Source organism: Paenibacillus sp. MT124 (genome assembly GCF_058792755.1).
Map to the genome: position 1 here is coordinate 5078836 of NZ_CM179500.1, position 23325 is coordinate 5102160.

Below are 23325 nucleotides of genomic sequence, written 5' to 3' on the forward strand. Positions count from 1 at the left end.
ACTATCGCTATTTTTTATCATCCTTCAAACTTACGAATACTTTGCCATTATGGTCGATGGAGCAAATAAACACATCCTTGAAATCGAGCACGCCCTTCTGTTGTATCTGATTCTTCAGCCAAAAACGTGTTTTTTGGATCAGCTCCAAATTTTGGTCTTGGACTTTACCATCCATAATTAACGGCAGGGGAAGACCCTCATATTTAATATTTTGAAAGCCGTCGATCTTGTCCTGTCTGGGCTTTTTCATATTATTTTGCGATGAACTGTTGCCTTGGCCCGAAGAAGAGTTATTCATGGGGATAACGGTTAATTTCCCGGTCGTTTCCAAAATGGCAAATTCAACTTCACCAATACTATCGATATTCTGTTCACGCAACTGCAGCAGCAGGTCATCCAAATTATACCGCTGTTTGCGCATTTCATCGCGATGCAGTGTACCCTTGGAGATGAGTACCGTCGGTTTGCCATCAATCATGAGTCGTAAACGACGGCTCTTTAGACTTAGAAAAGCCATACCAATCTGAACAACAAGTACAGTCACCATGGGCACAATGCCGTGAGACAACGGCTTATCCGTATCCTCAATGACAAATGCTGCTATCTCGGCAAGCATAATGGACACAACCAGATCGAACATGGACAGCTTGCCTATTTCCCTTTTACCCATAACCCGAATGGCTCCATAGACGATAAAATACATGAGAATCGTTCGAAAAATATGTGCTCCTATATCCGAAAAACTCATAACATGGTCCCTCCTTCACATCTGGTTTACAAACAGATACCTGAAGCGTAATCCCTATTTTGACCGGAACCAGATATGCTCATGCGAATCTTGATTGTTCATTTAATGGAAAATTCAGTTCATAACTACAGAGGCTTGACCATACAATGTAATAATTTCAAACTTGTACAAGGGGGTTGCTTCATGCAGCTGATTCGCCGAGTGATTTCGTTTCGAATGTCCAACCCGATTTTGTCGGGCCTCTGCCATGCTTTTGTATGGATGTTACTGGGAGCGTTAATCCTCTCCCTCTTTCTCTGGATGAGCAGCATGCGGGAGCAAGAACTTTCGCTTTACACGTATGTCGTTCATGGCTTGTCTTTGCTGGTTGGAGGATTTGTAGCGGGAAAACGGTCTGGCGAAAAAGGCTGGTACCATGGAGGGCTAACCGGTATCATTTATGGACTGATCGTATTGCTTATTGGTTTCCTCGCTTTGGATGCTTCATTCAATTGGAAAGACAGTCTGCAGCTTGCAAGCGCATTTCTGATTTCGGCACTCGGAGGAATTTTCGGGGTGAATACACACAGATCGTAGAAAATTTGAATCTTATGACCTTTTAGAGAAAAAGAAAAAGAGAACCGGGTCTCTAGAGATCCGGTTCTCTGCACTAACTATAATAATCTATTCAACAGCGGTTTCACGACTCACTGCACTGCTGATCGCATTACGGTCGAATGTAAGCTTAGTTACATCGTTTACACGAAGTACAACCACATCATCCGTAATTTCAGCGATTGTACCGTGAAGGCCACCGATCGTTACTATTTTATCGCCCTTTTTCAACTGGTTCAGCATCGCATTACGCTGCTTTTGCTTTTTGTTCTGTGGACGAATCATCAAGAAGTAGAAAATCGCAACCATGAGTACCAAAGGTACAATCAAAGATACAATTCCACCGCCCGCATTGGCCGCTTGTAAAGGCATTACCTGAAACATTCAAAACTCCCCCTTATCGACTATACTTACAGTTACTGCTTGTTTCTCCGGTTCTGCAAAACCTGATCAGAAACCTTTGTCGTTGTCATGAAGACCATATTGATCGAAAAATTCATCACGGAAATCAAGCAAACGATCTTCCATTATGGCTTTGCGCACATTGCGCATCAAATTCTGCAAGAAATGAAGATTATGAATGGTCGTCAAACGCAAGCCAAATGTTTCATCCGCTTTGATCAAATGACGCAGGTAAGCTCTGGAGTAGTTACGACAAGTGTAGCAATCGCATTCAGGATCCAGTGGACCAAAATCGGTTGCAAACTTGGCGTTACGAACAACGAGTCGTCCCTGACTTGTCATTGTTGTTCCGTTACGGGCAATCCGGGTAGGCAGGACACAGTCGAACATGTCCACTCCACGAATCGATCCCTCAATCAATGCATCGGGCGAACCTACTCCCATCAAGTAACGTGGTTTATTGGAAGGTAACAGCGGTACTGTATAATCCAATACGCCATACATCAAATGTTTCGGCTCTCCAACACTCAGTCCACCAATAGCATACCCCGGGAAATCCATGGAAGTCAAATCCGCGGCGCTCTGACGGCGCAAATCCTCGTGCATGCCTCCCTGTACGATGGCAAACAGGCCTTGATCATGCGGACGAGCATGACTTTCGAGGCAGCGTTCCGCCCAGCGGCTCGTTCTTTCGAGTGATTTTTTTACATATTCATATTCAGCCGGATACGGAGGACATTCATCGAATGCCATCATAATATCGGAGCCGAGCGCGTTCTGAACTTCCATGGCCACCTCAGGTGAAAGAAACTTTTTGTCTCCATTCAGGTGGGAACGGAAGTGAACGCCTTCTTCTGTAATTTTGCGCATCTCACTGAGGGAGAATACCTGAAACCCGCCGCTGTCCGTCAGAATCGGCCGATCCCAGTTCATGAACTTGTGCAGACCACCAGCCTGGCGAACAATCTCATGTCCTGGTCTGAGGAACAGGTGATAGGTATTGCTCAGAATAATCTGCGCATCCATCTCCTTCAACTCTTCAGGACTCATCGTTTTTACAGTCGCCTGTGTACCAACAGGCATAAAGGTTGGTGTCTCGATAATGCCATGCGGTGTATGTACACGTCCCAGACGCGCACCGGATTGTTTACATGTTTTGATATGTTCATACGTAATTGCTGCCATTGGTTTTAATCATCCTCTAAAATTAATCGTTAGCTTCAGTATGCCTTTGTGAATCAATAGATTAACATGGCATCGCCAAAACTGAAAAAGCGGTATTTCTCTTGAATCGCCTGCTCATATGCATGCATGATATGTTCTCTGCCTGCTAGTGCACTAACTAACATAACAAGAGTCGATTTCGGCAAATGAAAGTTTGTAAGCATGCCATCTATAACTTTGAAGGTGTAACCTGGGTAGATAAAGATTTTGGTCCAGCCGCTGCTCTCCTGAAGCACCCCATCTTCGAACTTGCTGCCTACCGTTTCAAGCGTTCGACAGCTCGTCGTTCCTACTGCAAATACACGGTTACCACGTTTCTTCGTTTCGTTAATCAGGTCCGCCGTTTCTTGAGACATCGAGTAATACTCTTCGTGCATCTCATGCTCTTCCACAACATCAACAGACATTGGGCGGAATGTTCCGAGACCAACATGAAGCGTAATGAAAGTAACATTGACGCCTTTGGCACGGATCTGATCCAGCAGCTCATCCGTAAAATGCAGCCCAGCTGTTGGAGCCGCTGCTGATCCTTCGTGCTTTGCATACACCGTCTGGTATCTTTCGCGGTCATCCAAAGTCTCTTTGATATAAGGAGGCAATGGCATCTCGCCCAAACGATCCAGGATCTCCTGGAAGATTCCATTATAGGAGAATGTAAGCGTCCGTGCGCCCATTTCGCCTTCTTCATCGATGACAGCCTTAAGCTCATCACCGAATACAATAACGGAACCGGCTTTCAGCCTCTTCCCTGGTTTGACAAGAGCTTCCCAGCGGTCTCCTTCCACATTTTTCAGCAAAAGCACCTCTGCTTTGGCTCCGGTATCTTCTTTTGTACCAAACAGTCGCGCGGGCAATACCCGTGTGTCATTTAGTACCAGTGTGTCGCCAGGCTCTAGAAAATTGATGATATCCGGGAACGAGCGATGATTAACCTCACCGTTCTCCTTGTTCAATGTCAGCAGCCGCGATGCTGTACGATCAAGCAAAGGCGTCTGTGCAATCAGCTGCTCTGGTAATTCAAAATCATATAAGTTCACATTCATTTTCAATTCATTCCTTAACAATAGTCGCATTTTGATAATAGTGTTTCAATATTGTCTGGTAATCATACCCTTCATCTGCCATACCTTTGGCACCCCATTGAGACAAGCCCAATCCGTGACCATTACCTTGGCCGATAAACATGAAGGTTTGACCCTGGGTTACTGCTCTGGCTTGACCATCACCGCTCATAACGACAAGAGCATTACCGGATGATGTTCCCGTTCCAGAAGCGGACAACACAGCAGCACCTTTTGATCCGGTTTTGCTTGAGGTTTGCCCGTCAGCGCCTAATACAGTATAACTTCCGGTCCCTGCAATATCAAATAAAGTACTCGGCAACCCTCCAAGTGCAGAACGATATGTATCTGCATATTTGACTGTCAAGGGTTGTCCATTCGCACTCACTTCAAGAGCTCTTCCTGAAGGTCCACGCTTGGTGATTTCCAAGGTAGAGATGGATGCCGGAACGGTGGTCGTTGTTTTTCCTTGTAACGCTTTAACCAACGCAGCGGAAGTAAACGGTCCTCTTACCCACGCGTAATCATTGGATTGAGCCACTTTCGCCAAAACAACAGCCTCCGTGCCCGGGTTCATTTTGGCCACAGGTTCAACCGTGGATTGAATCAGTGGAATGGGGCGTACGTTGGTATTTTGGGCAGTGACTGTGACTTTAAACAATCCTGCTTCTGTTTTAGTCGTCAATTCTTTTACATTATCCTCACGGATGTATCCACTAACCCCTGAGCTTAGCAGTACATGGTACCATGTGTGTAAACCAGCCTGAGCCGACGCATCTCCAGGGCTGTCCACATTACTGAATACGCCTGCTCCCCCGTTCCATACTTCGGATGGGTGAGCCGTTTGGCCCCCAGAATTGGAAGAGAACACAGCTTCAACGATTTTACCGCCGCTTTTGATGACTTCACCTGCTGTTGCATCTACTGCACTGGTTACTTTATCGTTCTCCGAGCCTATTCCGTTATACGCTTGGCTGAGTGTCGTATCCACAACATTGGCGATTTTGAATCGCTCTCCCTGTTGAAGAGCATAAGACCGAGCTGCGACGGCCTGAACTTTTAGAGCCTCTGCCGGCCAGGATGAATATACTTCAGCTCCTACAACCGAGTATAGATACTGCTCAAGCGGGACAACGTTGACCAAAGCCAGTTCTCCGCCAACGATACTAACTTCCATGTCCCCGCGGTATGTCCGTGCGGAACGCTCCAACACTTTAATCCCACTTCCATCACCCTGCACATAAGCTTTTGCTTCACTGCCTGCAATTGTGTAATGTGGAGCAGTTTTCAGTGTATCTGTGCTGAGTCCCGCATCCTGTCGGATCATGAGCACATTGCTGTCAGATACTGGCGTCAAGCTCACGCCCGGCACCTTGACTTCCACCGTTTTTTTCAATGCTGCAAGTTCGGCCTCCGTTACCGCTTCCCCGACCCATACTGAATATCCTTGAGCCCCGCCACTGAGCTGCAATACGGTAATAGCATTGACTCCAGCGGCTAAGAGCGATCCCTGTGCAGCCTCCGCTTCCTGAAGCGAACTGTAGCTCCCTGCAGACAAGTGTTTGTTTCCAGTTACCACTGGTTTTTGACCGCCGAGCCCGGCTGCTGCCACCTTTTGCACTCGTGCAACGGCTTGTGTAGCCAAAGCCTCTGTCGCATAATTTCCTGTGTATAGTTGATACGTGGCCTTACCGCTCAGCGTCGTTGTGAACAGCAATGGTTTATCACTGGTCGCCTGCAACAATTTTGCTGCGGCTGAAGCAGTCTTGAAGTCCCCGGTTTCCAGCACTTTCACGCGGAAGCCATCTGCACTGAAGCGAATTTGACCAGCAGGAAGTGTAACTCCTGCCCCACTCTCTGATCCAATGCTCCATTTACCGGTTGATTCAAGTGTAATGAGAGGGGTTGTTGACTTATATGTGCTCCCCAGATTCGCAAACATGGCTACCCGAATCATCTGCCCGTTACTCTCAGCAGCAAAAGCGGGCACTTGCAGACATCCCACTGTTAAGAGAGCAGCAGCCAGTACCTTTAACCGCCGACTCCACTTCTTCTTTTGTAATGCTTTCCCCACGTTCAAACTCCTCTCCATGCTGTTTCTACACGTTATATCGGGAAGTTTTCATAAAAACTTCAATTTGGTTTTTTAAGTACTACAGAGCCTGGTTTACTTTCCGTCCCTCGGTGGTATAGGCAAGCCAAGATGATGATAAGCCAGATCCGTAACAACCCTGCCTCTTGGTGTACGCTGAATCATCCCGATTTGCAAAAGATAAGGCTCATAGACATCCTCAATCGTCTGACTTTCTTCACCAATCGTAGCTGCTATCGTATCCAGTCCAACGGGTCCTCCGCGGAAACTGTTAATCATGGATGTAAGCATCTTGTGATCAATCTCGTCCAAGCCGCGCGGGTCAATCTGAAGTCGTTTCAACGCTTCTTCAGCCAGTGCCTGGGTAATGATTCCATCGCCCCTTACCTGGGCAAAGTCACGTACCCGTTTTAGCAAACGATTGGCAATTCGCGGTGTCCCGCGTGATCGGAGAGCAATCTCTTCTGCAGCATCGCCAACAATTTCGACGCCCAAAATTTCCGTAGATCGTGAGACGATATAAGCGAGCTCATCCACGGTATAAAACTCCAACCGACTGATTACACCAAACCGGTCTCGAAGTGGTGCAGACAGCAATCCAGCGCGTGTTGTAGCCCCAATCAAGGTGAATGGTGGAAGGTCCAATCGCACGGAACGCGCACTTGGACCTTTTCCGATCATAATATCAAGGGCAGAGTCCTCCATCGCTGGGTACATTACTTCTTCAACGGTACGATGCAGACGATGAATTTCGTCAATAAACAGAACATCGCCTTCCTGCAGATTCGTCAGCAGTGCAGCCAGATCACCCGGTCGTTCAATCGCCGGTCCCGATGTGGTACGCAAGTTTACGCCCAATTCGTTGGCAACGATATTGGCAAGTGTCGTTTTACCAAGTCCTGGCGGACCGTAAAGCAGCACATGATCCAATGCTTCATTGCGTAATTTGGCAGCTTCAATATATATTTTCAAATTTTCCTTAACCTTGTTTTGCCCGATATATTCATTCAGATACCGGGGACGGAGACTCAGCTCAACATTCTGATCCTCCATCATCAGGTTAGCGGAAATAATCCGGTCATCCATGTTCATCCCTACCTTTTTTTGTGCGGGCTACTGCCATTATATATGCAAATTCAACTATCCGGTAAACAGCATTTGCAGCGCACGTTTCATCAACACATCAACAGAATCAGCCGATGTAACATCCTTTTTCAATTTCAGCCACACTTTATCTAGCTCACTGTCTGTATAACCGAGAGCCTTCAAACCGTCCCGAGCCTCATCCCAGGCCGATCCACTTCCCGCTTCTTCAGAAGGTGGGGCAAACAAGCCTGTAGCATAAGCCGCTGCTCCAAACCCGTCCAGCTTGTCTTTCAGATCCAAAATCATGCGCTGTGCTGTCTTTTTGCCGATACCCGGCAGCTTCGTCAGGAACGTCAGGTTCTCCTGGTAGATCGCTGTAACGACATGGTCTGGCGTACCACCGGCCAGTATACCCAGTGCCACCTTTGGTCCGATACCAGATACTTCAATTAGTTTGCGGAACAAACGCTGTTCTTCCCGTGTAACAAACCCAAATAGCAGCATCGCGTCTTCACGCACATGATGATGAGTATACACCGTGATCTCGCCTTCCTGCTTCGCAAACGCAAACGGATTTGGACAGAATACGCGGTATCCCACGCCATGAACATCCAGCACAATATATTCATTCTCTACATGTACGAACTGTCCTCTTAGAAAATCAATCATTTTCGCAATACCTCATTCAACTTGGAATTTAATGTATATGAGTGCGCGTGACATACAGCCACAGCCAGAGCATCCGCTACGTCATCCGGCTTCGGTATAGCCTGCAAACGCAGAAACATTTTGACCATTTCCTGTACCTGCCGCTTTTCTGCCTTACCATATCCTACGATAGCCTGTTTAATCTGCATTGGAGTATACTCCGCTATAGGCAATCCCTTCTGAGCAGCAGCAAGCACCATGACGCCTCTTGCCTGACTGACAGACATCGCTGTAGTTACATTCCTGTTAAAGAAAAGCTTCTCCAGTGCTACTGCATCCGGTTTATATTTATCGATCAACTGCACCATGCCTTCATACACGTGAAGCAGCCGTTCTTCTTCAGGTGTATGGGCTTCAGTCTGAATGCAGCCATATTGTACGGGTACCACTTTACTACCGATCTTATCCACAAATCCAAAACCGACAATCGCAATCCCCGGATCTATTCCCAAAAAACGCAAAACCATCTCTCCCTTACAATAAAGCGAACATATGTATCGTTCATTTCATTATAACAAAAGATAGACCCTGCGACAGGAAAAACTTTGTCTAATCTCAGGAGTGCATGGTTCGGCATCATACTGGCTTTTCTGCACGATATGCTTGTCCTTGTCGACTGGTTATTTTTACTACGACAAAAAGGACATCTCTCGATGTCCCATGATTACCTCTCAGTATGACCACTTTGGATGTTATCCATTTATCCGCCATTTCGAAGCTCTTCTTTATGTGGTCCATCAATGGCATAATCACTAAAAGTCGAAATCACGCTGTTATATTCATCCTTGTCTTGTACACGGATACCTTGCTGTAGCTGCTCCAGTACCCCTTCAGGCAAAGAACTCTCCAGCGATCCGACGTCCATTTGAAAAAAAGTGCGAATTACTTTTTCTTCTGCAGGTCGACCTTCGTAAAGATTAAGATTACCAACCGCATCCACGCTAATATATGCCTGTTCCTTGCATAGCGGAGATAGATCATCCACTTGTTTTTTAATTTGCAATGTATCAGTAGTCACTACCTCAGCCTCCCACTCCGGATGCTGTTGAAGTAACACTTTTAATTGAGGTAGGGCCATTTTCCCCAATTGTTCCGTTTCAATTCCGCAAATATAATGCGTCTCCATAACCACAGAAGTTAAACGATCCGTCTCGGACCCAAGCCGTCCCAATATACTTTGTACTTCTTCTTCGGAACGTTCTTCCGTGACTGGAGCCATAGCCGTAGTGGCCTCACTGAAGTTAGTGGTTAACAACCGCTCAATGTGAGATGAAATCGACAACCCGCTGTATGCCAGGATAGTAATAGCCACCAATGAGGCAGCCATCCATGTCGTTCGTTTCCAACGCCGCCATCGTCTTTTAAACTGTTTTCTGAATTTAAACGTTTTCACATGAACCCCTTCTATCACTTTTTTAAACCTAGTGTGACCGAAAGGGTTATGCTTTATGCAAAATTAACCCAATGTGAAAAGCCAAAGTACTTTGCTCATTATTTTAGAAAACATAAAAGTGGACTATCTTATTATAGATAGTCCACTTCTTAAGATCGGGATGACACGATTTGAACATGCGACCCCCTGGTCCCAAACCAGGTGCTCTACCAAGCTGAGCTACATCCCGTTATGTTATACCGGCGAGAGGACTCGAACCTCCACGGTTTCCCACTCGATTTTGAGTCGAGCGCGTCTGCCATTCCGCCACGCCGGCAAATAAGTTTTATAATGGCGCGCCCTGAGAGATTCGAACTCCCGGCCTTTTGATTCGTAGTCAAACGCTCTATCCAGCTGAGCTAAGGGCGCAAAATAATTGGAGCGGACGACGGGAATCGAACCCGCGACCCTCGCCTTGGCAAGGCGATGCTCTACCGCTGAGCCACGTCCGCATGCGGTATTAAATGGCGGAACCGACGGGATACTCTCACTTCGTTCGAGACTGCGAAGCTGATGCTCTCGAAGTGTATGCTCCGACGAACCCAAAACGGATTCTCATCCCTGAAGCATAATCAAGATGGCGGAACCGACGGGATTCGAACCCGCGATCTCCTGCGTGACAGGCAGGCATGTTAGGCCAACTACACCACGGTTCCAAATCACTTTCTTTTAGGAAAGTATAATTGCGGGGGCAGGATTTGAACCTGCGGCCTTCGGGTTATGAGCCCGACGAGCTACCGGGCTGCTCCACCCCGCGTCGTTATAAAAATTATATGGTGGAGGCTGAGGGGCTCGAACCCCCGACCCTCTGCTTGTAAGGCAGATGCTCTCCCAGCTGAGCTAAGCCTCCATATCTATGACCCGTAGGGGATTCGAACCCCTGTTACCTCCGTGAAAGGGAGGTGTCTTAACCCCTTGACCAACGGGCCTTACTGGCTCCCCGAACAGGACTCGAACCTGTGACAACTCGATTAACAGTCGAGTGCTCTACCAACTGAGCTATCAGGGAATAATATGCATTTGCAAGGCAAACGCAACATCGTACAACGTTAACATGCAAAGCCTGTTTTCTATGTAAGATGAAAGAGTTCGCTTGGCAGCGTCCTACTCTCCCAGGACCCTTCGGTCCAAGTACCATCGGCGCTAGAGGGCTTAACGGTCGTGTTCGGGATGGGTACGTGTGGAACCCCTCCGCCATCGCCACCAAACGAGCATTTGTGTAACAAATGCATTCGCGTTCCATTCGGTCCTACACATCGGTGTGGATGAATGGTTCAGCGTCTGTGGAACTGAAAATCATACACACATTGGAGTGTTGTACCGATTTTCATTTCAGAGATCATTCTCTGAAAACTAGATCCGAAACGAAACTTGCGACTAGAACCTGCATATTTGGATAAGCCCTCGACCGATTAGTACTGGTCAGCTCCATGCATTACTGCACTTCCACCCCCAGCCTATCTACCTCGTCGTCTTCAAGGGGTCTTACATACTGGGAAATCTCATCTTGAGGGGGGCTTCACGCTTAGATGCTTTCAGCGCTTATCCCGTCCGTACATAGCTACCCAGCGGTGCTCCTGGCGGAACAACTGGTACACCAGCGGTACGTCCATCCCGGTCCTCTCGTACTAAGGACAGCTCCTCTCAAATTTCCTACGCCCACGACAGATAGGGACCGAACTGTCTCACGACGTTCTGAACCCAGCTCGCGTACCGCTTTAATGGGCGAACAGCCCAACCCTTGGGACCTACTTCAGCCCCAGGATGCGATGAGCCGACATCGAGGTGCCAAACCTCCCCGTCGATGTGGACTCTTGGGGGAGATAAGCCTGTTATCCCCAGGGTAGCTTTTATCCGTTGAGCGATGGCCCTTCCATGCGGTACCACCGGATCACTAAGCCCGACTTTCGTCCCTGCTCGACTTGTAGGTCTCGCAGTCAAGCTCCCTTATGCCTTTGCACTCTTCGAATGATTTCCAACCATTCTGAGGGAACCTTTGGGCGCCTCCGTTACTCTTTAGGAGGCGACCGCCCCAGTCAAACTGCCCACCTGACACTGTCCCCGTACCCGCTAAGGGCACCAGGTTAGAACCTAGATACGATCAGGGTGGTATCCCAACGGTGCCTCCACACAAGCTGGCGCTCATGCTTCAAAGGCTCCCACCTATCCTGTACAGATCGTACCCAAATTCAATATCAAGCTGCAGTAAAGCTCCATGGGGTCTTTCCGTCTTGTCGCGGGTAACCTGCATCTTCACAGGTATTAAAATTTCACCGGATCTCTCGTTGAGACAGCGCCCAAGTCGTTACGCCATTCGTGCGGGTCAGAATTTACCTGACAAGGAATTTCGCTACCTTAGGACCGTTATAGTTACGGCCGCCGTTTACTGGGGCTTCGGTTCACAGCTTCGGGATTACTCCCTAACCGCTCCCCTTAACCTTCCAGCACCGGGCAGGCGTCAGCCCGTATACTTCGCCTTACGGCTTCGCACAGACCTGTGTTTTTGCTAAACAGTCGCTTGGGCCTTTTCACTGCGGCCCCCTCGTGCTATTCACACTACCGGGGCACCCCTTCTCCCGAAGTTACGGGGTCATTTTGCCGAGTTCCTTAACGAGAGTTCTTCCGCGCGCCTTAGAATTCTCTTCTCGCCTACCTGTGTCGGTTTGCGGTACGGGCACCTTCATCTGGCTAGAGGCTTTTCTTGGCAGTGTGAGATCATGACCTTCGCTACTGTAATTTTCACTCCCCATCACAGCTCAGCCTTACGATGTGCGGATTTGCCTACACATCAGCCTTACTGCTTGGACAGACATCCATCCGTCTGCGTCACTACCCTACTGCGTCCCCCCATCGCTCGTAACGATTTACGGTGGTACAGGAATTTCGACCTGTTGTCCTTCGACTACGCCTTTCGGCCTCGCCTTAGGTCCCGACTTACCCTGAGCGGACGAGCCTTCCTCAGGAACCCTTAGGCTTTCGGCGGATCAGATTCTCACTGATCTTTTCGTTACTCATACCGGCATTCTCACTTGTATAATGTCCAGCGCTCCTTACGGTACACCTTCAACCCTTATACAACGCTCCCCTACCCCTGATGCAAGCATCAAGCCATAGCTTCGGTGGTGTGTTTAGCCCCGTTACATTTTCGGCGCAGAGTCACTCGACCAGTGAGCTATTACGCACTCTTTCAATGGTGGCTGCTTCTAAGCCAACATCCTGGTTGTCTGTGCAACTCCACATCCTTTCCCACTTAACACACACTTGGGGACCTTAGCTGATGGTCTGGGCTGTTTCCCTTTTGACAATGGATCTTAGCACTCACTGTCTGACTCCCGGAAGTAAGTCTATGGCATTCGGAGTTTGACTGAGCTTGGTAACCCTTGCGGGCCCCGCACCCAATCAGTGCTCTACCTCCACGACTCTGTTTTCCGAGGCTAGCCCTAAAGCTATTTCGGGGAGAACCAGCTATCTCCGAGTTCGATTGGAATTTCTCCGCTACCCCCACCTCATCCCCGCACTTTTCAACGTGCGTGGGTTCGGGCCTCCAGTGCGTGTTACCGCACCTTCACCCTGGACAGGGGTAGATCACCCGGTTTCGGGTCTACGTCCACGTACTAACTCGCCCTATTCAGACTCGCTTTCGCTGCGGCTCCGGCTCTTCACCTTAACCTTGCACGGGAACGTAACTCGCCGGTTCATTCTACAAAAGGCACGCCATCACCCCTAAAATGGGCTCTGACTTCTTGTAAGCACACGGTTTCAGGTTCTATTTCACTCCCCTTCCGGGGTGCTTTTCACCTTTCCCTCACGGTACTGCTTCACTATCGGTCGCTAGGAAGTATTTAGCCTTGGCAGATGGTCCTGCCGGATTCATACGGGGTTTCACGTGCCCCGCACTACTCGGGATCCGTCTCGGAGGGAACAGACTTTCAATTACAGGGCTTTTACCTTCTTTGGCGGGCCTTTCCAGACCTCTTCGTTTAACCGGTTCCTTTGTAACTCCATGTGAGACGTCCCACAACCCCAGAGAGCAAGCTCTCTGGTTTGGGCTGTTCCGCGTTCGCTCGCCGCTACTGACGGAATCACTATTGTTTTCTCTTCCTCAAGGTACTTAGATGTTTCAGTTCCCCTGGTATGCCTCTGCACAACCTATGTATTCAGTTGTGAGTAACTGGATATTACCCCAGCTGGGTTTCCCCATTCGGACATCCCCGGATCAAAGCTTGCTTACAGCTCCCCGAGGCAGTATCGTTGTTCGCCACGTCCTTCATCGGCTCCTAGCGCCTAGGCATCCTCCGTGTGCTCTTAGTAGCTTAACCAATTCGCTCGTGTTCGAGGTGTCTCTTCCCTTGGTTTGCTTGCGCAAATCCAAAAGTCGTTCCATTCGATCACTCGCTCATACAGTTATCACTAATATTTGAAACTTGTTTGTACACAAGTTCAGCTAAAAGGAATGTTCTAATTCGCAATTTTCGTTTCGATATCTAGTTTTCAAAGAACAAGCTCCATGCAAAAGCAAGCTGTTTGAGAGTTTGAGCTCTCAAAACTGAGCAACGAGTGAGTTAAAAGCTTTACGAAGTAAAGCTCGCTTCGGAAGCATACTTCCTGAAGACTTTTTGAATGTTTCCGCTACGGGAAACGATTCTCCATAGAAAGGAGGTGATCCAGCCGCACCTTCCGATACGGCTACCTTGTTACGACTTCACCCCAATCATCTATCCCACCTTCGGCGGCTGGCTCCTTGCGGTTACCCCACCGACTTCGGGTGTTATAAACTCTCGTGGTGTGACGGGCGGTGTGTACAAGACCCGGGAACGTATTCACCGCGGCATGCTGATCCGCGATTACTAGCAATTCCGACTTCATGCAGGCGAGTTGCAGCCTGCAATCCGAACTGAGACCGGCTTTTTAGGATTCGTTCCACCTCGCGGCTTCACTGCCCGTTGTACCGGCCATTGTAGTACGTGTGTAGCCCAGGTCATAAGGGGCATGATGATTTGACGTCATCCCCACCTTCCTCCGGTTTGTCACCGGCAGTCACCTTAGAGTGCCCACCCGAAGTGCTGGCAACTAAGATCAAGGGTTGCGCTCGTTGCGGGACTTAACCCAACATCTCACGACACGAGCTGACGACAACCATGCACCACCTGTCTTGAATGTCCCGAAGGAAAGGTACATCTCTGCACCGGTCATTCAGATGTCAAGACCTGGTAAGGTTCTTCGCGTTGCTTCGAATTAAACCACATACTCCACTGCTTGTGCGGGTCCCCGTCAATTCCTTTGAGTTTCAGTCTTGCGACCGTACTCCCCAGGCGGAATGCTTAATGTGTTAACTTCGGCACCAAGGGTATCGAAACCCCTAACACCTAGCATTCATCGTTTACGGCGTGGACTACCAGGGTATCTAATCCTGTTTGCTCCCCACGCTTTCGCGCCTCAGCGTCAGTTACAGCCCAGAGAGTCGCCTTCGCCACTGGTGTTCCTCCACATCTCTACGCATTTCACCGCTACACGTGGAATTCCACTCTCCTCTTCTGCACTCAAGTCACCCAGTTTCCAGTGCGATCCGGGGTTGAGCCCCGGGATTAAACACCAGACTTAAATGACCGCCTGCGCGCGCTTTACGCCCAATAATTCCGGACAACGCTTGCCCCCTACGTATTACCGCGGCTGCTGGCACGTAGTTAGCCGGGGCTTTCTTCTCAGGTACCGTCACTCCTTGAGCAGTTACTCTCAAGGACGTTCTTCCCTGGCAACAGAGCTTTACGATCCGAAAACCTTCATCACTCACGCGGCATTGCTCCGTCAGGCTTTCGCCCATTGCGGAAGATTCCCTACTGCTGCCTCCCGTAGGAGTCTGGGCCGTGTCTCAGTCCCAGTGTGGCCGATCACCCTCTCAGGTCGGCTACGCATCGTCGCCTTGGTGAGCCGTTACCTCACCAACTAGCTAATGCGCCGCAGGCCCATCCTCAAGTGACAGATTGCTCCGTCTTTCCAGCTCCCTTCAGGCGAAGGAAGCAAGTATTCGGTATTAGCTACCGTTTCCGGTAGTTGTCCCAAGCTTGAGGGCAGGTTGCCTACGTGTTACTCACCCGTCCGCCGCTAACCATCAGAGAAGCAAGCTTCTCTTCAAGTCCGCTCGACTTGCATGTATTAGGCATGCCGCCAGCGTTCGTCCTGAGCCAGGATCAAACTCTCCAATAAAGATAAATTTCAGCAGCGCGGTTAGTCGCTATGAAAATCATCTGAGGTATTGAAAAGAGCGATTAGCTCATTTTGAATCTGACGAGATTAAAAATCTCATTGTTGTTCCAGTTTTCATACAGTCAGATGACATGTACCAAAAACCTTCACGTTCATCCTGCAAGCAGGATGATTACTCACTCGTTGTTCAGTTTTCAAAGATCAAACTTGATTAATATGTTTCTCTTTCGCGTCAGCGCTGCGTTTCAGCGGCGACTTAAATAATATAACATATCGTTCAGATCAATGCAACACTTTTTTCTTTTTTTTATTTCATAGATTTTATATAAGTAATAACTCTACCAAAATCAATTGAAATAATATAGATAGGGATAAAATAAAACGTATGGATATATTATCACAGATACAACGAATTAACAATTATTTTACAACTCTTCGTTTACTTCTAGTTCACATTCCTTCGTTTCCTCATTCCCCTCCTCTTATTTAAAGCAAGAGGCCAGCCTTTCAACTAGGCCGGCCTCTTTTTAACAATCAGGATCTGCGATCCTGTCTGTATTAACTAAGACTGTATCCAGGGATTACGGCGTTTTTTGGTTAAATTACGTTTCTCTGCCTCTGAGTTACGTCTTCCATTTGCAGAAGAAACAGACACTTTGGATGTTCTTTTACCACTTGATTTGCTTGTTCTGCGTTTTGCCGTGCCGGTTTTTGCAGATGCTTGCTTGGTTTTTCCTCCTGCATCCGTTACTTCTTCTCCGGATACATTGGACTGGCTTAAATCCGCTTCTTCACGTCCGCCTTTTTTAGTTCCAACATTGCCTTGAGCTGGGTACAGTTCCCCAAAAGCTCCCAGAGGAGATGGGGGCACCATGTTTTGTGAAGGATACGGATTCTGATATGCATACTCTACGGGCTGGTTTGGTGCAATGTTTGGCCCCATATGCGTCTGTACACCGTACGGGTCATATGAACCATACATTCCCCACGCAGGATCCTGATAATTGTATCCAGTGTGGCCGTAATGCGGGTTATGCATATGTCCGCCACATCCACAAGGTGGATACGGAAGTGTTGAGTAAGGGGAAATAAACGGCTGCTGGTTCATATGTGTATCTGCAACAAATGGAGGGAACGGGCTGTTGACTTGTGCAGCGGGTGCGGCTGGATACACATTATCCTGCTGATGTTCAGGAGCCAAATTCGGCGTAAAGTTATTGTGGTTCTCTGTCCATTGACCCTGGTAAGAAGGGCTTACCGAATAAGGAGTAGCTTCAGGTAACCCTGGGAACCCAGAATTGTGATTAAATCCAGCAATATGTGATGATTCAGGAACAGCATAAACCTCTTGAACAGGAACAGGGATTTGAGCATACGGATGCTCAGCCGGCGCATGATGCAGTTTTTTACCACAGCCACAAGGAGATTTGGTCGCAGGTGAAACGACAGACGGCGACTTCGTATTAGGGATGACTGGTAGCGGCATAATTTCAGGAGAGAGATTAGGCATGGTGTATGTTGGCACTTCCGGCAAAGGCTGTACTTCAGCAGCTGGGGCCACTTGTTCTTTTTTCTCAGGCGCCTTCTCCGGTTTAACCTCAGGTAGGTCTGGTAACTGCGGTAGCACTTCCAATTCAGGCATCACATTTGGCATGACAGGATTAGCAGGTAATGGTGCTGGTGTTGGTGTAGGAGCTGGCGTCTCTTCTACTGCCTTAGGTATTTCCGATGCTGGTGGTGCTGGCTCTTCTTTGACACCTGTATATTCCTTGCCTTCAGGTGAAAGCTTTTCATGAGCAGCAACATTACCCGCACTGCTTCCTGTAACCGTATTTCCCTGAACAGGTTGGGACGGGATATAGACTGTCTCTCCTACAAGCAGGGCGTTCGGATTTTTCAGCTGAGGGTTTGCGTTGATCATATCCTTTAATGAAACTCCCCAAGCCTGAGACAGCTTCCATAAAGAATCACCCTGCTGGACTTTGTGACTGTGCAGTATTCCTTCCGGTTTTGGTGTTACAGGCTCCGCAGGAATTTTAACTTTCATACCGATTTCCAACTTGTCGGGATCAGTAATTTGCGGATTAGCCGCAATAATTTTGTCCAGGCCCACATTATATTTTTGGGACAGTAAATATAACGTGTCGCCTTTTTTCACCATGTGTATTTTCACGGGGAACTAACCTCCTAGACGTGTTACTTGGGCAGTGCATTCGCCCATACCGTTACTACATCCTATGCAGAAACTGGGCTAATGACATCATCTAAACAAAAAAAATCCTCCCCGCCTCCAAAACCCGCACCCTATGTAGGATGCTGATCTTATTGGACAAGAAGGATATTGCATTTCAATATGTTTAGAAGAGTTAGGCTTCCCAAACCTTATAACCGTCTTTGTCTACAATTTGACGGAACGCTTCGAGCAGCCTCAACGTGACTGGGCCAGCTACACCCGATCCAATTGTTCTTCCATCCACCTCATATGCAGCGATGACTTCTGCGGCTGTTCCCGTGAAAAAGACTTCGTCAGCGATGTACACATCATGCAGGGTAAACGGAACTTCTTTTAACTCCAGATCTAATTCCCCACACAGGTCAATAATAGCCTGACGCGTAATACCTTCCAGAGCTCCGAGGTAACAAGGCGGTGTGTAGACTACCCCATTTTTGATAATGAAAATGTTGTCACTTGATCCTTCGGTAACATATCCTTGGGAATTCAGCATGATTGCTTCGCCAACACCTGCATAGTTGGACTGGATTTTAACAAGGATGTTATTCAGATAATTTAATGATTTGATTTTGGGATTCAGTGCATCCGGGATATTCCGGCGTTGAGATACAGATACAGCCTTTAACCCTGTAAGATATGCTTCCTCAGGATATATTGCCAGCTGCTCTACAATAATAATAACAGACGCTTTCGGGCAGCGCAGCGGATCCAGACCCAGATTACCTGGTCCACGAGATACGATTAAACGGATATAGCCGTTACGCATATCATTGCGGCGCACTGTTTCTGCCATTACTTCTAGCATTTCATCATAGGATAAAGGAATGTTCAAACTGATCGATTTTGCCGAATCGTACAAACGGTCCAAATGCGCTTTGCATCTGAAAATATTGCCGTTATAAATCCGGATACCTTCGAAAATTCCGTCCCCATACAAAAAGCCGTGATCATACACGGAAACGGTTGCGTTCTCCTTGGTTACATATTGACCATCCAAATAAATCCACTGTTCTGACATGGATGACTGCACCTCCGTTTAATTTCCAATCATTATCTCCCGAATCTTGAATTGTTCCATTACATTGTACAACATGTTGCAACCTTTTACGTTCACGTTTTACCCGTCTCAATGCCAATCCTCAGCAAATCCTAACCGTTTATCAGGTGGTTTTCAATGAAGGATATGTATAGCAGGGATAACTGCCCAGAACACGGACCTGACAATTCAATGCCTCAATCTCAGCCATGGCTGCTGTGAGCAATACGGATTCTACGGTTTCTTCAACATCGATATAAAAATAGTAACTGCCCAGCCTTTTCTTCGTAGGACGAGACTCCAGCCTAGTTAAATTCAGCTTTCTCCAGGCGAATGCGGACAATACCTGATGCAGAGCACCAGGTGCATCTTCAGGCAGTGTAACCAGCAAACTTGTTTTCACATGATCCGGCTCACGTTGAATCTGCACTGGCTCATGACCAATAAGTACAAAACGGGTGTAATTGTTATCATGATCAGTCACCCGTTCAGCCATGATATCCAATCCATGCTTTTGTGCAGCAAGGCGGGTGCCAATAGCGGCCCAGCCCTTTCCGGGATTCTTTTTTACCAACTCGACCGCTTCTGCTGTACTATTGACACCCTCAAGCTCAGCATCCGGGGAATGAAGACGGATAAAGTTCTGGCACTGCGGGATGGCTACCGGATGAGACATGATCTTGGTAATTTTGCTGAAGTCGTATGCACCACTCCCGTCAGCGAACTCGGAACCATGTCCAATCACATTTTGTATGGAGGGATACACCCACTCCGCTTGCATTGGAATATCCACTTCGTTAACCAGCCAGTCCATATGCAAACTAACGGAGCCTTCAATTGTATTTTCAATGGGAATGACGCTATATTGTGACTTGCCACTATCCGTGGCGCGAAACACATCAGAAATCAGTTTGGAATGAAGCAGCTCGAGCGGTTCCCCATTAAACAGAAATTCTACAGCTTCATGGGAAACGGAGCCTTCAGGTAATACGGCAATTCGTTTCATGCTTTTACTTCCCCTTTAATTCTGTCCAAAAAAGGACGTTCATCTTGATCAGGCAGTACGGTTACACCGTCCAGGTCCGGATCCAGCCATAGTGGCGCTGCATTAATGCCTTCCTTGCCCATGGTCTCCATCAAATACTGTTCTAGCTCTGCTTTGCGGGGATCATGCCGATCCACCAATGTCAGAACAGTTGGTCCTGCTCCACTTAGTGCAGCTCCCAAAGCACCATGCTCTACAGCATGTTCCAAAATTTCAGTCATGCCAGGTACCAAAGATGCCCGGTATGGTTGGTGAATACGATCCAGCATCGCCCTTTGTATCATATCCAGTCGCCCGCTGGCCAGCGCTGCAACCAGCAGGGAAGACCTGCTGATATTGTGCACGACATCCGACTTGTCAAATTGCTGTGGAATGACATTTCTTGCTTTGGAAGTCGATAGTTCGAAGTCTGGCACAATCACCAACGTCTGTAAATCCTGATGCGGCTCAATACGGATGTGATCCACACGACTTCCATCCCAAGCAGCCGCAATAATACCCCCATATAGAGAAGCCCCCACATTATCCGGGTGCTTTTCGAGCGAAGTAGCCATATCCATTAGCTTATCGTCCGATAGCGGAGAACCAATTAAGGCGTTCGCAGCAGCCAGAGCACCAACTATGGCAGATGCACTGCTTCCCAGTCCACGGGTAAGAGGAATATCCGAAAACATGGAAATCTCCAGTTCAGGAACAGACACGCCTGCTTCATTAAATACCATCTGTGCGACTTCATAGATTAGATTGGATCTATCCGTTGGCAAACCATTCAGATGATCTCCATACAGATGAAACACCGTCTGTTCGGACGGCTTCATCTCAATCCAGGCATACAAAGACAATGCCATGCCCAGGGTATCGAACCCCGGACCCAGATTGGCTGTACTTGCAGGTACTTTTACTGTAACTCGTTGCTGCAAACTCATACGGATTGCTGCTCCAGCTGAGCAATAGCCGCCATAACCGCTTCTTCCGAATCATCTACTACAAGCGGCTCTGTTGCTACCGTTTTGATCGCGATGTTCGGATCTTTCAAACCATGACCCGTCAAGACACATACAACCGTCTCTCCGCCTTTAAAGTATCCTTCCTGCTTCAATTTATATACTCCCGCAACCGAAGCAGCCGATGCCGGTTCAGCGAAGATACCTTCCCGTGCTGCAATTGTACGATAAGCTGTCAAGATTTCCTCGTCCGTTACATAATTGATCTGTCCACCGGACTCTTCAGCCGCGGTCACAGCGGTCTTCCAGCTAGCCGGGTTACCAATGCGGATCGCAGTGGCCACAGTCTCTGGCTCAAGAATCGGCTCTCCCTTAACGATTGCCATCGCGCCTTCTGCTTCGAATCCAACCATCCGCGGCAAGGAATCCGATTTTCCAGCCTCTTTGTATTCTTTGAAGCCTTTCCAGTAAGCAGAGATGTTCCCTGCATTGCCGACTGGGATTGCAAGTACGTCAGGTGCTTGACCCAATTGATCAACCACTTCAAATGCAGCTGTTTTTTGACCTTCGATGCGATAAGGATTCACAGAGTTCACCAGTGTGATGGGGTGCTTCGCTGTAATCTCACGTACAATTTCCAGTGCACGGTCGAAGTTACCGTTAATCGCAATCACTTTGGCTCCGTAGATCATGGCCTGGGCCAGCTTGCCCAGTGCGATGTTATTGTTAGGGATCAATACGATACAGTTCAGACCACCGCGTGCTGCATATGCTGCTGCAGCTGCAGAAGTATTCCCTGTGGAGGCACACATGATCGTGCGGCTGCCCTCTTCCATAGCTTTTGCAACAGCCATTACCATACCGCGGTCTTTGAAAGAACCACTTGGATTCAAGCCTTCGTATTTAAAATAAAGATTCAGTCCAAGTTCCTTGGACAGATTTTCGGCATGAATCAGTGGAGTGTTTCCTTCCTGAAGCGTAAGCATAGGTGTATTTTCATTAACCGGAAGGTACTCTTTGTACGTTTGCAGCAATCCTTGATATCTCATTGTAGTAAGCTCCTTTATGATTAAGTAATACGAATATGAAGACCTGAATTTATAGTATTAAAAATTGTATATTCAATTTAACCTAGCAATTCGAACTTTATATGATTAGAAAAATAACCTTACCCCTCAACCCGATATACACTCTTGATACGGCGTATAACGCTAAGAGATTCAAAGTGTTTCAACACTTTGTCCATGCTTGCCTTGCTTGCATTATGAGTAACGATGATGATCTCGGCATCCGGGTTATGCTCGTTCGGCTGTTGAACTACCGAAGCGAGGCTGACTTCATACTCGGCAAAAATCTGCGTGATTTGCGCCAAAACGCCCGCTTTGTCGTCCACGTGCAGCAAAATGAAGTTCTTTGACATGATCTGTTCATCGCTTTGCAGACGCTTCTGCTTGTAAGGAACGATGGCTTTAAGTCCGTTTACGCCAAGCTTCAGATTTTTGATCACAGCCACCAGATCTGCAACAACGGAAGTCGCCGTTGGAAGTTCACCTGCACCCGCACCATAAAACATCGTTTCGCCTACTGCTTCCCCGTGTACATAAACTGCATTGAACACGCCATTAACGGAGGCAATTGGGTGACTCTGTCTCACCATGGTAGGCTGAACACTGATATTGATCTCGTCATCACGGCAATCCGCAATTCCAAGGAGTTTCATTTCATAACCGAGTCTTCTGGCATACATAATGTCCTCACGGGTTACGGACGAAATACCACTAACCGCCACATCTTGGAGCTCCACATTGGTGCGGAAACCCAGCGTTCCCAATATTGCCATTTTGCGAGCGGCATCCAGTCCCTCCACATCCGAAGTTGGATCGGCTTCCGCATAACCAAGAGCCTGTGCCTCTGCGAGGACCTCTTCATAAGAAGCACCTTCCTGGCTCATTTTGGTCAAAATAAAGTTCGTTGTTCCGTTCACAATCCCCATAATACGGGTAATCCGGTCAGACGAGAAACCTTCTATCAGGGTGCGGATAATGGGAATCCCACCAGCTACGCTGGCTTCATAGAAGACATCACATTTCTTTTCCTGTGCCTTCGCCAATATCTCAGAGCCATGGAGAGCCATTAGATCCTTATTGGCCGTGACAATATGTTTTCCCCGCTCCAGCGCTTCAAGAATGTACTCCTTCGTCTGTTCAATACCACCCATAACCTCCACAATCACATCGATGTCCGGGTGGCGAATCACTTCCCACGGATCTTCTGTCAGTTTGGCTCGATCCACAGCAATGACGCGATCCTTAACCGTATTTTTTACAGAAATCTTCTCGATAACAATCGGTGAGCCGACCTGACTGCTCAGATCCTCCTGGTTCCCTTCCACGATGCGAACAACCCCGGTACCTACTGTTCCGAGTCCCAATAATCCTACTTTTACCGGTTTCACCAACGATCTACCCCCTAATGTCTTTTATGTCTGCCACCTCTGTACGCTCTCTGTGTACAAT

The 23325-nt window shown here is 48.0% G+C and carries 16 protein-coding genes, 9 tRNA genes and 3 rRNA genes; 1 reads left to right on the forward strand and 27 read right to left on the reverse strand.

Annotation, left to right across the window (positions count from 1 at the left end):
• Positions 1-7: 7 nt before the first annotated feature.
• The gene (locus tag AC3RCI_RS22925) at positions 8-748 is read right to left on the reverse strand and encodes a YetF domain-containing protein (RefSeq protein WP_402876411.1); all 741 of its coding nucleotides are present in this window, start codon (positions 746-748) and stop codon (positions 8-10) included.
• A 183-nt stretch (positions 749-931) separates the two neighbouring features.
• On the opposite strand from AC3RCI_RS22925, the gene AC3RCI_RS22930 reads away from it, so the two are divergent.
• Positions 932-1324: a TIGR04086 family membrane protein gene (locus AC3RCI_RS22930; RefSeq protein ID WP_095359806.1), complete on the forward strand. Its 393-nt coding sequence runs from the start codon at positions 932-934 to the stop codon at positions 1322-1324.
• Positions 1325-1411: 87 nt separating this feature from the next.
• Here AC3RCI_RS22930 and yajC read toward each other — a convergent pair whose 3' ends face one another.
• The 26 genes from yajC to AC3RCI_RS23060 all read right to left on the reverse strand — a co-directional run bounded on the left by yajC (position 1412) and on the right by AC3RCI_RS23060 (position 23264).
• Positions 1412-1726: a preprotein translocase subunit YajC gene (yajC, locus tag AC3RCI_RS22935; RefSeq protein WP_095289475.1), complete on the reverse strand. Its 315-nt coding sequence runs from the start codon at positions 1724-1726 to the stop codon at positions 1412-1414.
• A gap of 66 nt (positions 1727-1792) precedes the next feature.
• Positions 1793-2929, reverse strand: coding sequence for a tRNA guanosine(34) transglycosylase Tgt (tgt, locus tag AC3RCI_RS22940; RefSeq protein ID WP_095289474.1), 1137 nt, complete (start codon positions 2927-2929; stop codon positions 1793-1795).
• 53 nt (positions 2930-2982) lie between these two features.
• Entirely contained in the window at positions 2983-4011 is a 1029-nt protein-coding gene (gene queA, locus AC3RCI_RS22945; RefSeq protein WP_492526577.1) for a tRNA preQ1(34) S-adenosylmethionine ribosyltransferase-isomerase QueA, read from the reverse strand.
• A gap of 7 nt (positions 4012-4018) precedes the next feature.
• Positions 4019-6103, reverse strand: a complete 2085-nt coding sequence (locus AC3RCI_RS22950; protein ID WP_492526579.1) for a SpoIID/LytB domain-containing protein — start codon at positions 6101-6103, stop codon at positions 4019-4021.
• Positions 6104-6196: 93 nt separating this feature from the next.
• Positions 6197-7207, reverse strand: a complete 1011-nt coding sequence (gene ruvB, locus AC3RCI_RS22955; RefSeq protein ID WP_095289471.1) for a Holliday junction branch migration DNA helicase RuvB — start codon at positions 7205-7207, stop codon at positions 6197-6199.
• Between the two features lie 54 nt (positions 7208-7261).
• The gene (gene ruvA, locus AC3RCI_RS22960; RefSeq protein WP_095289470.1) at positions 7262-7876 is read right to left on the reverse strand and encodes a Holliday junction branch migration protein RuvA; all 615 of its coding nucleotides are present in this window, start codon (positions 7874-7876) and stop codon (positions 7262-7264) included.
• Positions 7873-8376: a crossover junction endodeoxyribonuclease RuvC gene (ruvC, locus tag AC3RCI_RS22965; RefSeq protein WP_056701196.1), complete on the reverse strand. Its 504-nt coding sequence runs from the start codon at positions 8374-8376 to the stop codon at positions 7873-7875. Before ruvC ends, ruvA begins: the two co-directional genes overlap by 4 nt.
• A gap of 239 nt (positions 8377-8615) precedes the next feature.
• Positions 8616-9308 carry a BofC C-terminal domain-containing protein gene (locus tag AC3RCI_RS22970; protein WP_492526581.1) on the reverse strand — a complete coding sequence of 231 codons (693 nt, stop codon included), beginning with the start codon at positions 9306-9308 and terminating at the stop codon, positions 8616-8618.
• A 155-nt stretch (positions 9309-9463) separates the two neighbouring features.
• Positions 9464-9537 (reverse strand) — tRNA-Pro (locus AC3RCI_RS22975).
• An 8-nt stretch (positions 9538-9545) separates the two neighbouring features.
• Positions 9546-9624 (reverse strand) — tRNA-Leu (locus tag AC3RCI_RS22980).
• A gap of 15 nt (positions 9625-9639) precedes the next feature.
• Positions 9640-9716 (reverse strand) — tRNA-Arg (locus AC3RCI_RS22985).
• A gap of 8 nt (positions 9717-9724) precedes the next feature.
• Positions 9725-9799: transfer RNA gene (locus AC3RCI_RS22990), tRNA-Gly, on the reverse strand.
• A gap of 126 nt (positions 9800-9925) precedes the next feature.
• Positions 9926-10003: transfer RNA gene (locus AC3RCI_RS22995), tRNA-Asp, on the reverse strand.
• A 27-nt stretch (positions 10004-10030) separates the two neighbouring features.
• Positions 10031-10104 (reverse strand) — tRNA-Met (locus AC3RCI_RS23000).
• A 17-nt stretch (positions 10105-10121) separates the two neighbouring features.
• Positions 10122-10197, reverse strand: a tRNA-Val gene (locus AC3RCI_RS23005).
• Positions 10198-10204: 7 nt separating this feature from the next.
• Positions 10205-10276 (reverse strand) — tRNA-Glu (locus tag AC3RCI_RS23010).
• 4 nt (positions 10277-10280) lie between these two features.
• Positions 10281-10356: transfer RNA gene (locus AC3RCI_RS23015), tRNA-Asn, on the reverse strand.
• Between the two features lie 82 nt (positions 10357-10438).
• A 5S ribosomal RNA gene (gene rrf / locus AC3RCI_RS23020) occupies positions 10439-10555 on the reverse strand.
• Between the two features lie 184 nt (positions 10556-10739).
• A 23S ribosomal RNA gene (locus tag AC3RCI_RS23025) occupies positions 10740-13666 on the reverse strand.
• Between the two features lie 333 nt (positions 13667-13999).
• Positions 14000-15551 (reverse strand): 16S ribosomal RNA (locus tag AC3RCI_RS23030).
• Together the 16S, 23S and 5S rRNA genes with 9 tRNA genes alongside form the textbook arrangement of a ribosomal RNA operon.
• A 562-nt stretch (positions 15552-16113) precedes the next feature.
• Positions 16114-17724, reverse strand: a complete 1611-nt coding sequence (locus AC3RCI_RS23035) for a LysM peptidoglycan-binding domain-containing protein (protein ID WP_336782721.1) — start codon at positions 17722-17724, stop codon at positions 16114-16116.
• A gap of 193 nt (positions 17725-17917) precedes the next feature.
• Entirely contained in the window at positions 17918-18802 is an 885-nt protein-coding gene (gene ilvE / locus AC3RCI_RS23040; protein ID WP_095293327.1) for a branched-chain-amino-acid transaminase, read from the reverse strand.
• A 142-nt stretch (positions 18803-18944) separates the two neighbouring features.
• Entirely contained in the window at positions 18945-19826 is an 882-nt protein-coding gene (gene pheA / locus AC3RCI_RS23045) for a prephenate dehydratase (RefSeq protein ID WP_390586742.1), read from the reverse strand.
• Positions 19823-20791, reverse strand: a complete 969-nt coding sequence (gene thrB / locus AC3RCI_RS23050) for a homoserine kinase (protein WP_492526583.1) — start codon at positions 20789-20791, stop codon at positions 19823-19825. Before thrB ends, pheA begins: the two co-directional genes overlap by 4 nt.
• Positions 20788-21858 (reverse strand): threonine synthase, encoded by a 1071-nt coding sequence (gene thrC / locus AC3RCI_RS23055; protein WP_095293324.1) that lies wholly within the window; start codon positions 21856-21858, stop codon positions 20788-20790. The genes thrB and thrC overlap by 4 nt, the downstream gene beginning before the upstream one ends.
• A gap of 119 nt (positions 21859-21977) precedes the next feature.
• Complete coding sequence (locus AC3RCI_RS23060) at positions 21978-23264, reverse strand: homoserine dehydrogenase (protein ID WP_336783120.1); 1287 nt, start codon at positions 23262-23264, stop codon at positions 21978-21980.
• Positions 23265-23325: the final 61 nt, after the last annotated feature.